The organism is Paenibacillus sp. FSL H7-0714 (assembly GCF_038003765.1).
In the GTDB taxonomy this organism is placed as follows: Bacteria; Bacillota; Bacilli; order Paenibacillales; family Paenibacillaceae; genus Paenibacillus_AQ.
In genome coordinates, this window is sequence record NZ_JBBOPT010000001.1 from 717,685 (window position 1) to 732,303 (window position 14,619).

At 47.8% G+C, this 14,619-nt stretch carries 11 protein-coding genes, 2 rRNA genes and 1 riboswitch; all 13 genes read left to right on the plus strand.

Annotation, left to right across the window (positions count from 1 at the left end):
• Positions 1-185: 185 nt before the first annotated feature.
• The 13 genes from NST34_RS03220 (at position 186) to purB (ending at position 14,489) form a co-directional block, all read left to right on the plus strand.
• Positions 186-3,114: ribosomal RNA gene (locus NST34_RS03220) — 23S ribosomal RNA — on the plus strand.
• Positions 3,115-3,242: 128 nt separating this feature from the next.
• Positions 3,243-3,359 (plus strand): 5S ribosomal RNA (gene rrf / locus NST34_RS03225).
• Positions 3,360-3,597: 238 nt separating this feature from the next.
• Entirely contained in the window at positions 3,598-4,353 is a 756-nt protein-coding gene (locus tag NST34_RS03230) for an acyl-[acyl-carrier-protein] thioesterase (protein ID WP_341127115.1), read from the plus strand.
• Positions 4,354-4,537: 184 nt separating this feature from the next.
• A complete protein-coding gene (locus NST34_RS03235; protein ID WP_341127116.1) occupies positions 4,538-5,125 on the plus strand; it encodes an RNA polymerase sigma factor in 588 nt (195 codons plus the stop codon).
• The gene (locus NST34_RS03240; RefSeq protein ID WP_341127117.1) at positions 5,100-6,290 is read left to right on the plus strand and encodes a DUF4179 domain-containing protein; all 1,191 of its coding nucleotides are present in this window, start codon (positions 5,100-5,102) and stop codon (positions 6,288-6,290) included. Before NST34_RS03235 ends, NST34_RS03240 begins: the two co-directional genes overlap by 26 nt.
• 197 nt (positions 6,291-6,487) lie before the next feature.
• Complete coding sequence (locus tag NST34_RS03245) at positions 6,488-8,623, plus strand: DNA topoisomerase III (protein ID WP_341127118.1); 2,136 nt, start codon at positions 6,488-6,490, stop codon at positions 8,621-8,623.
• A gap of 137 nt (positions 8,624-8,760) precedes the next feature.
• Positions 8,761-9,966, plus strand: a complete 1,206-nt coding sequence (locus NST34_RS03250) for an MFS transporter (RefSeq protein ID WP_341127119.1) — start codon at positions 8,761-8,763, stop codon at positions 9,964-9,966.
• Between the two features lie 112 nt (positions 9,967-10,078).
• A complete protein-coding gene (locus NST34_RS03255) occupies positions 10,079-10,342 on the plus strand; it encodes a DUF1294 domain-containing protein (protein WP_042193264.1) in 264 nt (87 codons plus the stop codon).
• Between the two features lie 40 nt (positions 10,343-10,382).
• Positions 10,383-10,817, plus strand: a complete 435-nt coding sequence (locus tag NST34_RS03260; protein ID WP_042184737.1) for a universal stress protein — start codon at positions 10,383-10,385, stop codon at positions 10,815-10,817.
• Positions 10,818-11,158: 341 nt separating this feature from the next.
• Positions 11,159-11,260: riboswitch (purine riboswitch) on the plus strand.
• Between the two features lie 210 nt (positions 11,261-11,470).
• The gene (gene purE, locus NST34_RS03265) at positions 11,471-11,956 is read left to right on the plus strand and encodes a 5-(carboxyamino)imidazole ribonucleotide mutase (RefSeq protein ID WP_042124025.1); all 486 of its coding nucleotides are present in this window, start codon (positions 11,471-11,473) and stop codon (positions 11,954-11,956) included.
• Positions 11,913-12,164, plus strand: a complete 252-nt coding sequence (locus NST34_RS03270) for a hypothetical protein (protein ID WP_341129625.1) — start codon at positions 11,913-11,915, stop codon at positions 12,162-12,164. The genes purE and NST34_RS03270 overlap by 44 nt, the downstream gene beginning before the upstream one ends.
• Positions 12,067-13,188 (plus strand): 5-(carboxyamino)imidazole ribonucleotide synthase, encoded by a 1,122-nt coding sequence (gene purK / locus NST34_RS03275; RefSeq protein WP_341129501.1) that lies wholly within the window; start codon positions 12,067-12,069, stop codon positions 13,186-13,188. Before NST34_RS03270 ends, purK begins: the two co-directional genes overlap by 98 nt.
• 5 nt (positions 13,189-13,193) lie before the next feature.
• Positions 13,194-14,489: an adenylosuccinate lyase gene (gene purB, locus NST34_RS03280; protein WP_042124027.1), complete on the plus strand. Its 1,296-nt coding sequence runs from the start codon at positions 13,194-13,196 to the stop codon at positions 14,487-14,489.
• The last annotated feature ends 130 nt before the right edge of the window (positions 14,490-14,619 follow it).

The following is a 14,619-nucleotide window of genomic DNA, read 5'->3' on the forward strand; positions in this document are numbered from 1 at the left end:
ACTTCCAAATCTCAGGTTTAGGCCTGTTACTCACTCGTTGCTCAGTTTTGAGAGTTTAAGCTCTCATCTTTAAACTTGATCCTTGAAAACTGGATACCGAAACGAATTTGCGTTTTAGAACATCTTTTAGCAACTTGTGTAAACAAGTAAATGTTATTAGTGAGATTTTTCTTAGGAAAAATCAAGGTTAAGCTAATAAGAGCACACGGAGGATGCCTAGGCGCCAGGAGCCGACGAAGGACGTGGCGAACAACGAAACTGCCTCGGGGAGCTGTAAGCAAGCTTTGATCCGGGGGTGTCCGAATGGGGAAACCCAGCTGTGGTAATTCGCAGTTACTCATCTCTGAACACATAGGAGATGTAGAGGCAGACCAGGGGAACTGAAACATCTAAGTACCCTGAGGAAGAGAAAACAATAGTGATTCCGTCAGTAGCGGCGAGCGAACGCGGAACAGCCTAAACCTAAGAGCTTGCTCTTAGGGGTTGTGGGACGTCTCACATGGAGTTACAAAGGAATATGGTAGGTGAAGAGGTCTGGAAAGGCCCGCGATAGAGGTAAAAGCCCTGTAGCCTAAACTGTGTTCTCTCCGAGACGGATCCCGAGTAGTGCGGGGCACGTGAAACCCCGTATGAATCCAGCAGGACCATCTGCTAAGGCTAAATACTACCTGGCGACCGATAGTGAAACAGTACCGTGAGGGAAAGGTGAAAAGCACCCCGGAAGGGGAGTGAAATAGAACCTGAAACCGTGTGCTTACAAAAAGTCAGAGCCCTATTAATGGGTGATGGCGTGCCTTTTGTAGAATGAACCGGCGAGTTACGTTTAACATGCAAGGTTAAGTCGAGAAGACGGAGCCGCAGCGAAAGCGAGTCTGAATAGGGCGATTTAGTATGTGGACGTAGACCCGAAACCGTGTGATCTACCCCTGTCCAGGGTGAAGGTGCGGTAACACGCACTGGAGGCCCGAACCCACGCATGTTGAAAAATGCGGGGATGAGGTGGGGGTAGCGGAGAAATTCCAATCGAACTCGGAGATAGCTGGTTCTCCCCGAAATAGCTTTAGGGCTAGCCTCGGTATAAGAGTAGTGGAGGTAGAGCACTGATTGGGTGCGGGGTCCGCAAGGATTACCAAGCTCAGTCAAACTCCGAATGCCATATACTTATTGCCGGGAGTCAGACAGTGAGTGCTAAGATCCATTGTCAAAAGGGAAACAGCCCAGACCATCAGCTAAGGTCCCCAAGTGTGTGTTAAGTGGGAAAGGATGTGGAGTTGCACAGACAACCAGGATGTTGGCTTAGAAGCAGCCACCATTGAAAGAGTGCGTAATAGCTCACTGGTCGAGTGACTCTGCGCCGAAAATGTAACGGGGCTAAACACACCACCGAAGCTATGGCTAGATACGTATGTATCTGGGGTAGGGGAGCGTTGTATGTGGGTTGAAGGTGTACCGTAAGGAGCGCTGGACAGCATACAAGTGAGAATGCCGGTATGAGTAACGAAAAGATCAGTGAGAATCTGATCCGCCGAAAGCCCAAGGTTTCCTGAGGAAGGCTCGTCCGCTCAGGGTAAGTCGGGACCTAAGGCGAGGCCGAAAGGCGTAGTCGAAGGACAACAGTTTGAAATTACTGTACCACCGTAATCCGCTATGAGCGATGGGGTGACGCAGGAGGGTAGTGACGCGGACTGATGGATATGTCCGTCTAAGCAGTGAGGCTGATGTGTAGGCAAATCCGCACATCGTTAAGGCTGGGCTGTGATGGGGAGCGAAAATTACAGTAGCGAAGGTCATGATCTCACACTGCCAAGAAAAGCCTCTAGCCAGGAGAAGGTGCCCGTACCGCAAACCGACACAGGTAGGCGAGAAGAGAATTCTAAGGCGCGCGGAAGAACTCTCGTTAAGGAACTCGGCAAAATGACCCCGTAACTTCGGGAGAAGGGGTGCCCCGGTAGTGTGAATAGCACGAGGGGGCCGCAGTGAAAAGGCCCAAGCGACTGTTTAGCAAAAACACAGGTCTGTGCGAAGCCGCAAGGCGAAGTATACGGGCTGACGCCTGCCCGGTGCTGGAAGGTTAAGGGGAGTGGTTAGGGGTAACCCGAAGCTATGAACCGAAGCCCCAGTAAACGGCGGCCGTAACTATAACGGTCCTAAGGTAGCGAAATTCCTTGTCAGGTAAATTCTGACCCGCACGAATGGCGTAACGACTTGGGCGCTGTCTCAACGAGAGATCCGGTGAAATTTTAATACCTGTGAAGATGCAGGTTACCCGCGACAAGACGGAAAGACCCCATGGAGCTTTACTGCAGCTTGATATTGAATTTGGGTACGATCTGTACAGGATAGGTGGGAGCCGTAGAAATCGGAGCGCAAGCTTCGGTGGAGGCGCCGTTGGGATACCACCCTGATCGTATCTAGGTTCTAACCTAGTACCCTAATCGGGTACGGGGACCGTGTCAGGCGGGCAGTTTGACTGGGGCGGTCGCCTCCTAAAGAGTAACGGAGGCGTTCCAAGGTTCCCTCAGAATGGTTGGAAATCATTCGAAGAGTGCAAAGGCATAAGGGAGCTTGACTGCGAGACCTACAAGTCGAGCAGGGACGAAAGTCGGACTTAGTGATCCGGTGGTACCGCATGGAAGGGCCATCGCTCAACGGATAAAAGCTACCCTGGGGATAACAGGCTTATCTCCCCCAAGAGTCCACATCGACGGGGAGGTTTGGCACCTCGATGTCGGCTCATCGCATCCTGGGGCTGAAGTAGGTCCCAAGGGTTGGGCTGTTCGCCCATTAAAGCGGTACGCGAGCTGGGTTCAGAACGTCGTGAGACAGTTCGGTCCCTATCTGTCGTGGGCGCAGGAAATTTGAGAGGAGCTGTCCTTAGTACGAGAGGACCGGGATGGACGTACCGCTGGTGCACCAGTTGTTCCGCCAGGAGCATGGCTGGGTAGCTACGTACGGACGGGATAAGCGCTGAAAGCATCTAAGCGTGAAGCCCCCCTCAAGATGAGATTTCCCAATTAGTAAGACCCCTTGAAGACGACGAGGTAGATAGGTTGGAGGTGGAAGTGCAGTAATGCATGGAGCTGACCAATACTAATCGGTCGAGGGCTTATCCTATACTTAAAACGCAAATTCAATTCGGATTCAGTTTTCAGGCATCAAGCCTGTAACACGCTTAGAAATTCATTCTCACTTCTGGTGATGAACCGAATTTCACGCGGCAGCGTCTGTTTCACAGACGCATGTTTGGTGGCGATAGCGGAGGGGTTCCACGCGTACCCATCCCGAACACGACCGTTAAGCCCTCCAGCGCCGATGGTACTTGGACCGAAGGGTCCTGGGAGAGTAGGACGTTGCCAAGCACACGAAGCCATTGTTGATTTATCAACAATGGCTTTTTTGTTCCCTTTATCGCTTAATTTAAATAATGTGGATAAGTCATGGGGAAATAACGAAAAAATAAAAGTTACTAACATGTGGATGAAATAATAAAATATATTCAAAAATGAAAGTAGTCCCCAATTTATGTGGATAGAGCAGTGGTATATGTGGATACTTCAAGTAAATGCAAGGATATTTTGCATGGCAGGAGGATAAACAATGGACAACAGTAGTAATCTTGTGTGGATAGAAGATTTTTCTGTACATGCGAGCGACACGGATTATCGTTCACAGGGTAAGTTATCCTTTATTCTGGATATCATGCAATGTGCGGCAGACTTCGCAGTGGGTAATTTGGGGATAAGTGTGGAAGAAATTCTGAGTGCAGGAATGGGCTGGATGATGATTACGTTAGATCTTGATTTTAAGCGTATTCCTCGCCCAAATGATGTGCTTAGCGTACATACCTGGAGTAAAGGTACTAAAGGGGCTTTATGGCAACGGGATTATCGTATTTTCGATGCAGATCATATAGAGATTGCCACAGCGCGTTCTATATGGGCTTTAGTAGATATTGAGAAGAGAAAGATACTCAGACCGAACGCTCTTCCAGTTCAGGTTAAGCACTATAATGGCGATTCAGTAGGGGATATGCCTGTTAAGGTAACGATCCCTACTGATATTATTATGGAAGAAGCTTATCGGTATCAGGTAAGATATAGTGGGCTGGATAGCAACGGACATCTGAATAATGCCCGATACGGAGATTTATGTTGTGATGCACTCAGTTTAGCGGAATGGGATAATGCAGAGTTCACACGCTTCCGGATTACATATCTACAAGAAGCTAAGTTTGGGGATGAACTGACTATTGTACGCTCAGCTGTAACGGATGATGGTATATATGTCCGTGGCCAGAATAGTGATATTGTATTTTTTGAAGCATGTATTGAGTTGAAAAATATAAATAAGTAAAAAGTTTATAAATATGGAATATTATTATAAAAGCGATTTCTCCGAGCATCAATCGGGGTAGTCGCTTTTTTTTGTTGAAAAACAGATGGTGTATATAACATATTTGGAAAAATTTTTGAGCCTGTCACAATTAAAGGGATCACAATCGTTATATAGTTGTAGTCAATAACAAGGAGGTGATTCTTTGGAACGTCGCAGCCCCGGGGTCCAAGTGAATCAAACAATAATTGAAGAGGCTATTGATCAGGTTCTTGCGGGTAACCGCGAAGCCTATAGAACTATAATACAAGCCTATGAAAGAAAGATTTATACGTATTGCTATTATATTTTGAGAAGTCATGAAGAAGCAGAGGATGCTGTGCAAGATATATTTGTAAAAGTGTATCAGGAACTCAGACGTTATGAGAAACGAGTCTCTTTTAATTCATGGCTGTATAAAGTGGCCTATCATCATTGTTTGGATCAGGTTCGCAAACGCAAACGAAGAAACCGTCTGTTGTCGCTATATAAAGAGCAGCAGCCGAAAGCCTATTATAATCCTAACGATGAGGAGCCATTGCAGAAGTTATTTATGGATGATCTGACAGCTGAAGAGAGCAATCTTCTGATTCTTAAGGTAGTAGAGCAGTACAGTTTTGAAGAAATGGGTCAGATTATGGATTGTAATTTAGCTACTTTACGCAAGAAATTTGAACGTCTACGCAAAAAGTTAGTCCGGCAAAGAATGAATGAAGGAGGAAGCCCTCATGGAGAAATGGCAAGATCCAACTGAAAGTCAGAAGATGGAGCACATTCGTCAAACATTCCAAAATCATGAAATGCCGGTAGACAGTTTCAGCGATTCAATTATGAAGCGAATAGGAGACGAGGGAATGGAAAAGCGAGCGTCAAGAAAAAGTGGGAATAAGTTTCTGAAAAAATCATTGGTGGCTGCCGCGGCAGCAGCAGTGTTGGGTGCGGGAATAATCGGTAGCGGATTTATATCCCCAGTCATGGCTGAAACGTTAAAACAGATTCCTGTTGTAGGAAGTATTTTTAAGGGAATTGACGATAAAGGTCTAAATGCTGCTGAAGAAAAAGGATTATCTACTGCGCCTAACCAAAGCGTTACCCATGATGGAGTGACCTTGAAGGTTACCGATGCCTATTATGACGGCTCGCGGTTGGCTTTTGCGATTGAACGGGAAGGCATTGATAAGGATAAGATGATGGCAGAAATGATTATTGAACCGATTGAATTCGATCCAGCGCTAAAAGAACAGCAGTATGCGAAAGTGACAATGAACCAGTCCGAAAAAGGGTTGTTGGGTTCAGCAGAAGTGAAATTGCCGAATGGAAAGAATTTGGAGAGCCAAATGTCGTCTTTTGGCGATGTTGAGGGTAAAAAGAATGCTATTTTATACGATTATAGAAATCTAAATAATGTAGAGCCTTTGGGGAATGAATTTGAATTAAGCATCACTGTGCCGGTTACACAAATCGCAGAGCCTTTTGAAATCAAGGTGCCGGTGAAAAAAGTAACGGAGGGAATTATCAAGCTTGATCTGAACCAAACAAAAGAGGCAGAAGAATTCAGTTATACGATTACCAAGCTGGAATTAACTCCAGCCACAAGCAGATTACAGCTCAGCGAAGAAGGTAAAGCGCCAACTGTGAAAGAAAAGGATGGATACACAACCTCTGAAATGTTCTATGAAATTGTTGATGAACTAGGCAATGCATTTTCTTCGAGTGGGTCATTCAACTTGCCGGCTATAGTCTATCCTATGGGAGACAAAGATTTCAGTCCGTTCCCACAAACACCAAAAACAATTACAGTTAAGCCGTTTACTTACTCCATTGATGAGAGCCATAAAGCATTAAGAGATGAAGAAGGAAAACAAGTTAAACATTATTATCCGGAGCTTGAACAAACGATTCAGGTGGAGCAAGAGTAACTATTAATCCCATAAGCAAAAAAAGTCCGTGTCTGCATAGCAGATACGGGCTTTTCTAATGGAATGAAGATTTCACTCACTGAGTTTCCGTTGTTTAATTTATTTAGTGTATAACGGAGTGACCCGGTAAGGCCTGACGATATTTGCTATCATTCATTTAATGATATAATGAAATTTGATGTGGAAAGGGGAGCATTATGAAGACATTAGTATTGGCGGAGAAGCCGTCTGTTGCACGCGAGATCGCACGAGTCATGGGATGTAATAATAAACAGAAGAGCTATATTGAAGGTCCAAAATATGTGGTTACCTGGGCACTGGGTCATTTAGTCGGCCTGGCAGAGCCTGAAGATTATAATAAAAAGTTTGCAACTTGGGCTTTGGAGGATTTGCCGATTTTGCCGGAGAAGGCAAAGCTGAAGGTGCTGCGTGAGACCAACCAGCAATATAAAGCTGTTCAGCACCTAATGAAGCGTCAGGATATTGAGGAGCTTGTGGTAGCTACGGATGCTGCTCGTGAAGGAGAGCTGTTGGCACGTTGGATTATGAATATGGCGGGGTGGAAAAAGCCATTCCGGCGGCTCTGGATATCTTCTCAGACGGATAAAGCGATAAAAGAAGGATTCGCAAAGCTCCGCCCAGGTCGCGATTTTGATCGTCTGTATGAATCTGCGCGGTGCCGCGCAGAGGCGGATTGGATGATTGGACTGAATGTCACGAGAGCTTTGACATGTAAGTTCGGTTCGCCGCTCTCCGCAGGGCGGGTACAAACGCCGACATTAGGGATGATCATGGATCGTGAACAGGAGATTACGGGTTTCCGTTCCGTTGATTTTGAGACGCTGACTGCTGATTTTGGAGATTTCCAAGCGGCATGGCGGGCCAGTAACGGCGATGGTCGGATATTTGAAAAGGATAAGACGGCAAGTCTAAAGGATAAGCTTACTGGACGCAGCGGCCGTATTATTAAGGTACAGAAGAGTGAGAAGAGCGAACCTCATCCACTCGCTTATGATCTGACTGAATTGCAGCGTGATGCGAACCGGAAGTTCGGCTTCTCCGCGAAGCAGACCTCCAGTGTGCTTCAGCGGTTATATGAGCAGCACAAGCTTGTCACTTACCCGCGTACGGACAGTCGTTACTTAACATCAGATATGACGGGCACACTCAAGGAAAGATTAGACAGTGTAGCTGTCGGCCCATATGCAGCTTTGGCACGTCCACTGCTTCGCAAACCGCTGCCGATTACGAAGCGAATCGTGGATGATAGCAAAGTAAGCGATCACCATGCTATTATTCCGACAGAGCAGACCGTATTGTTAAATGGTTTGAGTACTGAAGAACGTAAGCTGTATGATTTGATCGTGCGGCGTTTTATCAGCTTGTTCTACCCACCAGCTCGCTATGATGCGGTAGCTGTCACCGTCAACGTGGAAGGCGAAAGCTTCCATGTCAAAGGGACGACGGTAAAAGATGCCGGTTGGCGTGAAGTGTACGGCGGAGATATGAGTAACGATGATGACGAGGAACCATCGGACGAGCCAGCAGCTGGGAGTGTGCAGCTACCTGAGCTGCGCGAAGGAGCAACTGTCACGATTGGCCGCTGCATGGTTCGTCCTGGACGAACACAGCCACCGAAGCGTTATAATGAAGCTTCGCTGTTGACGCAAATGGAGAAGCATGGCCTTGGAACCCCGGCAACCCGCGCGGATATTATCGAGAAGCTGGTTAGCTCCGACACCATTGAACGCCAAGGGAATCTGCTGCATCCGACTGGTAAAGGCAAGCAGCTTATTGAGTTGGTATCCACACAGCTCCGGACACCAGATCTAACCGCGCGCTGGGAAGCCGAGCTGGAGAAAATAGCGCGTGGTCAAGGCAAGCCGGAGCTCTTCTTGCAAGGCATCCGCAGTATGGCACAGGAGCTGGTAACTGGCGTCAAAACTAGTGGAGCAGAATATAAACCGCATAATGTCTCGAACAGTAATTGTCCGGAATGCGGTACAAGACTGCTGGAGAAAAAGAGCAAACGTGGCAAGCTGCTTGTATGCCCTGCAGATAACTGTGGTTATACCCGTGCCGGAGAGAAAAGACTATCGAATCGCCGCTGTCCACAGTGCCATAAGAAAATGGAGCTCAAAGAGGGTAAAGCAGGTATGTTCGTACAATGTTTGGGCTGTGGAATCACAGAAACCTTGGATAAGGATCATAAGCATGTGAATAAACGCGAACAGCAAAAGCTGGTACAGCAATACAGTAAGCAAGAAAGCATTGGTTCTAACCTTGGGGAACTGCTGAAAGCAGCGCTTGAAGGGCAAAAGAAGGATAAGTAAAAAGGATCGCATGTATCGTAATAAAAAGGCTGCTGAGTGTACTCAGTAGCCCTTTTTTCTGTCCACGTAAGTTTTTGTGGTCTACAGATAGGCTTTGAATTAGAATGTTAAGCAAATACATAGAGCAGGTGATTAGGGTGGCAGCTGAACAACAAGTGGATCAACTAAAAGCAGCAGGTAGCCCAGAGGGGCAGGGAGGCAGTAAGTTTTTCTTTCTCGTTATTGTATTTATGTTTTGGTTCTCTTCTTATATTTATGTTCCGGTGCTTTCCCCTTATGTGGAGCATTTGGGAGCATCATATTTTATGGTGGGCATGGTGCTGGGCGTATATGGGTTAATGCAGATTCTGTTCCGACTGCCGATTGGCATCGGTTCGGATTATTTGAATCGGCGTCGTCCGTTTATCTACCTGGGACTGATTGCGAGCGGAGCCAGCTGCTTTCTTTTCATGTGGGGAGCACAGCCTGGGTGGGCATTGGCAGCACGTGCGGTATCCGGTATAGCGGCTTCGGCATGGGTTGTGTACACTGTGATGTTCGCGGGATATTTCCCGAAAGAGGAAGCTGGAAAAGCGATGGGCATGCTGCAATTCACTACGGTGATTGCCCAATTGACCAGTATGATGATCAGTGGCTATATGGTGGAGCATTGGGGCTGGAACACCCCGTTTCTGATTGGTGGATTTGTAGCGATTGCGGCGCTGCTGCTTGCGCTGCGGCTGCCTGAACAAAAACAGGAGAAACGGCAAAGTGCGATCCAGATCAAGGACTTAGCGGGTGTTATGAAGGAGCCACTTCTGGTAAGAGTTTCTCTGTTGTCAGTGTTGGCACACTGTGTGCTATTCATAACGATGTTCGGATATACGCCAAACCAAGCTCTGAATATCGGAGCAAGTAAAGAAAGCTTGGGCTGGCTGACGCTCGCTTTTATGATTCCGCATGCTGTCGCGACCCTCTATGGCTCACGGACATTTGGTAGGCTGCTAGGAGACCGGGGCACGCTTCTCTTAGGCTTCGCGGGAAGTGCATTGTTTACACTTCTTATTCCTTCAATGCCGACGCTAGCGACGCTCTGTCTGACTCAGGTAGGAAACGGATTTATGCAGGGACTGATTTTTCCATTGTTGCTAGGCAAATCGGTGTCAGAAGTAGATCCATATAAGCGTGCAACAGCTATGGGCTTCTATCAGGCGGTTTATGCAATAGGTATGTCGGCGGGGCCGTTCGTGGCAGGCTGGATGAGCGCTCTTTATGGCTTGACCGGAGGGTTCTGGCTGGGTGGAATTGCGGCGGCGCTGGCTGCGGTGTTGTCATGGATATGGATGAATGATTCGAAGCATTGAAAAGAAAGAGGCAGGTAGCGAAGTTATCAGAGCGTGTAAGGATGATTGGTTTTTTGTGAAAAAGAGGAATATAATAGAGATAGATAGGAAGCAAGGAGGAGAGCCCGGGAGAATGGTCAAGGTTATAATGTTGTGGTTTGTGGTAATTAATATTATCGGATATGTAGTGATGTCCGAAGACAAGAACAAAGCCCGTAAACGGCGAGAACGTGTACCTGAGAAGACACTTTTTCTGCTGGCAGCTATGGGCGGGGCACTAGGCGTGCTGATTGCCATGTATCGTAAGCGCCACAAGACGCGACATATGTCCTTTAGGATCGGAATTCCGTTACTTCTGTTGCTGAATATCTTTTTGTACAGCTATTTTTTAAGGTGATAGTCTTAATGATTACAAACTAGAAAAAGAGGTGGCGTACATGTTATTCTCTAAAATTTTACTCGCCTATGATGGATCTAAGGCTTCTAATCAAGCATTGGAGCGCGCAATTGAACTCGCAAAAGTAACTCCGGGCTCTACGATGCATGTCGTACACGCATTTGAATTTCCAAGATTTTTTATCGGAGAAGCTCTAGCACCACTACCGGCTTCAGTAAATAAAGAATATTATGATTTAGCAGTGCAGACTACGGAAGAAGTCAAGGGACGCCTTGAGGCTGAAGGCTTGAATGCTGAGGTTGAGCTATTACAAGGATCACCCGCTGAAGTGATTTTGAAATATGCTAAAGAACATGCTATAGATGTAATTGTTATCGGCAGCCGCGGACTTGGCGGAATACGTGAGTTTGTTCTGGGAAGTGTGAGCCACAATGTAGTACAAAGCGCCCGCATTCCAGTGCTAGTAGTAAAATAATATAAAGTTAAAAGGGACGCTTATGGCGTTCCTTTTTTCAAATATAAGAAAGTATATGTTTCACACTATACTTTATCCTTATATTTCTCGCATAAACGCTAACCGTCATACAGGGACGCCAAAGGCATTTATACTTGATTATTAAGAAACGAAATGACTACATGAAGCCTATTCTACAGTTAATATAACATCTGTTGTTAGAGCTAATAGTGTACGGAAAGAAGTCTTTATCATCAAAATAAGTGGCTATCGAGAAATTAAATACGCCTAAAAGCGAACGATTATTAATCGGAATTTACCAATGTTCGTGTTTGAGTTGACATCCTGTGTAGGGGATTGTTAAACTGATGTCATGAGCAACTCGTATAAAACCGGGGATATGGCCCGGAAGTTTCTACCCGGGAACCGTAAATTACCGGACTACGAGGAAATAGGATGATAGAATGCGGCAATGCGGTCCGGGTAACGGAATGATGCATTATGCCATTTTCCGCGCTTAATGCAGCCTAATGATAGGCACGCGGATTATTTTTTCCTAATTTCTTTACTAGTCCGATCCTCCCGCAGCAAAATGCGTCTGGTCATCGGGCTTTTTTTATTCGAATTTACAAGATAAAGATATCCATACTAGTGACTGGAAGGTAGGTCGAATCATGTCTGTGCAGGTAGCTGTTATCATGGGCAGTAAATCGGATTGGGATACGATGGAGCACGCTTGTGCGGTGCTTGAAGAGCTGGGATTATCTTATGAGAAGAAGGTAGTATCTGCGCACCGGACGCCGGACTTGATGTTCAGCTATGCGGAGGAAGCCGCGGGCCGGGGTATTCGCGTCATTATTGCAGGAGCGGGCGGTGCAGCGCATTTGCCGGGTATGGTGGCAGCAAAGACGATCCTGCCTGTGATTGGAGTACCAGTGCAGTCGAAGGCGCTTAATGGGCTGGATTCGCTTCTCTCCATCGTGCAGATGCCAGGAGGCATTCCTGTGGCAACGGTAGCCATTGGTAAGGCAGGAGCCATTAATGCAGGCCTCCTGGCTGCACAGATTATCGGAGCATTCGATCCAGAAGTGCAGCAGCGCGCGCAGCTGCGGCGGGATGCGATCACGGGCGAAGTCCTTGAAAGCAGCGACAGCTTATGAGACCGGAGGAGCTGAAGCTGCAGGAGGCTGGCGGCGTTACTTCGCCAGCCGCCATGGATGCGTCCGGCACGGACACCGTCCGGACGCTACTGCCCGGCGCGACCGTCGGCGTGCTCGGCGGCGGGCAGCTCGGGCGCATGATGGCGCTGGCTGGCAGCGCCATGGGCTACCGCTTCGTGGCGCTGGACCCTGCGCCGGATGCGCCTAGCGGTCAAGTCACGCCGCAGATTACAGCGGCGTATAACGACCGGGACGCGGCGCGGGAGCTAGCCCGCCGCTCGGACGTCATCACGTACGAGTTCGAGAACGTTGACGCGGGCGTTGCCGCGCTGCTGACGGAGGAATCGTACGTGCCGCAGGGCAGCGCGCTGCTGTATACGACGCAGCATCGGCTGCGCGAAAAAGCCGCCATCGAGGCGGCAGGCGTACCGGTCGCCCCGTACCGGAAGGTGGACAGCCTTGCGGAGCTGAAAGTGGCGGCGGCTGAACTTGGACTACCCTGTGTGCTGAAGACAGCCACAGGCGGTTATGACGGCAAGGGACAAGCCGTGATCCGTCAGGTAGAAGAGCTGGACGAAGCCTTCCGGCAAGTAGCACCCGGAGCCGTTGTGCCGGAGCTGGTGCTTGAGAAGTTTGTAGCTTTTAAATGTGAAATATCCGTTGTTGCTGCACGCAGTGCTTCTGGTGAGGTTAAGAGCTTCCCACCGTCGGAAAATATTCATGTGAATAATATTTTGCATCTGTCCATTGTGCCTGCAAGAGTGGCAGAGGACATTCAGCGGAGAGCATGCGAATTGGCAGAGACATTAATCGCTGGACTTGATGCGGTTGGACTGCTGGCAGTAGAAATGTTCGTCACAGAGGACGGACAATTGTTCGTCAATGAGCTGGCACCAAGGCCGCATAACTCCGGACATTACACCATGGACGCTTGCGCGACCTCACAGTTCGAGCAGCATGTCCGGGCGATTTGTAATCTGCCGCTGGGCGATACAACGCTTTTGACACCTGTAGTTATGGTAAATGTACTAGGTCAGCATTTGGATGACGCCATTAAAGCGACCTGTACACAGGGCGAAAAAGATAATAAGCTGGGTGTTGTACCTAAGCTTCATATATATGGCAAGACTGAGAGTAAGACCGGCCGAAAGATGGGCCATATCAATCTGCTCTGCAAGGATACCGGAGACGGCTTGTCCTGGGTGGAGCAATCTAAACTTTGGAGGAACTAAAGAATATGATCGAACGTTACAGCAGACCTGAGATGCGAGCTATTTGGACGGAGGAAAATAAATTCAAAGCGTGGCTGGAAGTTGAGATTTGCGCTTGTGAAGCATGGGCTGAGTTGGGAGTTATCCCGCACGAAGATGCAGCTAAACTGCGTAAAGACGCTAAATTCGACATCGCACGCATTGATGAAATAGAACAAGAGACACGTCATGACGTTATCGCATTTACACGTGCGGTTTCCGAGAGCCTTGGCGCAGAACGCAAATGGGTTCACTACGGTCTTACTTCTACTGACGTGGTAGATACAGCACTGGGTTACTTGCTGCGTCAAGCGAACGAGATTCTAGAGAAGGATATCATCAACTTTATTGAGATCCTTAAAGATAAAGCTATTGCTTACAAAGATACGCCGATGATGGGCCGTACGCATGGTGTTCATGCCGAGCCAACTACCTTTGGTCTGAAAATGGCTCTATGGTACGAAGAAATGAAACGTAATCTGGAGCGTTTCCGCCATGCTGCGAACGGTGTACAGTTCGGAAAAATCTCCGGTGCCGTTGGTACGTACGCTAACATCGATCCTTTCGTAGAAGAATTCGTTTGCCGCAAGCTCGGCACAAGCCCAGCTCCAATTTCTACACAAACTCTGCAGCGTGACCGTCATGCTGAATACATGGCTGCTCTTGCTTTGGTAGCGACATCGTTAGACAAATTTGCTACTGAAATCCGCGCTCTGCAAAAGAGTGAGATTCGTGAAGTGGAAGAAGCCTTTGCCAAAGGTCAAAAGGGTTCCTCCGCTATGCCTCACAAACGGAACCCTATTGGCTGCGAGAACATTTCCGGTCTGTCCCGCGTCATTCGCGGACATATGGTTACAGCTTACGAGAACGTGCCACTCTGGCATGAACGCGATATTTCGCACTCCTCTGTGGAACGTATCATCCTTCCGGATGCGACAATGCTGCTCAACTACATGCTGAACCGTTTTGGAAACATTGTGAAGAACCTGACTGTATTCCCAGAGAATATGAAGCGTAACATGAACCGTACGTTCGGTGTTCCTTTCTCCGGTCGGATCTTGACCAAACTGATCGATAAAGGCCTTAGCCGTGAGCAAGCATACGATACCGTTCAACCGCGTGCTATGCAAGCTTGGGAAGAGCAAAAACAATTCCGTGATATCGTGGAAGCTACACCTGAGATCACTAACGTTCTTACCCCAGAAGAAATTGAAGATGCATTTAACCCTTCTTGGCACCTTAAGCATGTGGACACCATCTTCCGCAAGCTAGAGCTTATCTAAAAAATAGGTGCGTTAATGGTTGGGTCGATAAGGAACGAATTCCTCGGAATGAGACCTTAGAGATCCTAAAAAGATAAGTTAGTGGTGAACTAAGGAACGCTGCAATAAATGCAAAGCTGGATGGGGGAGC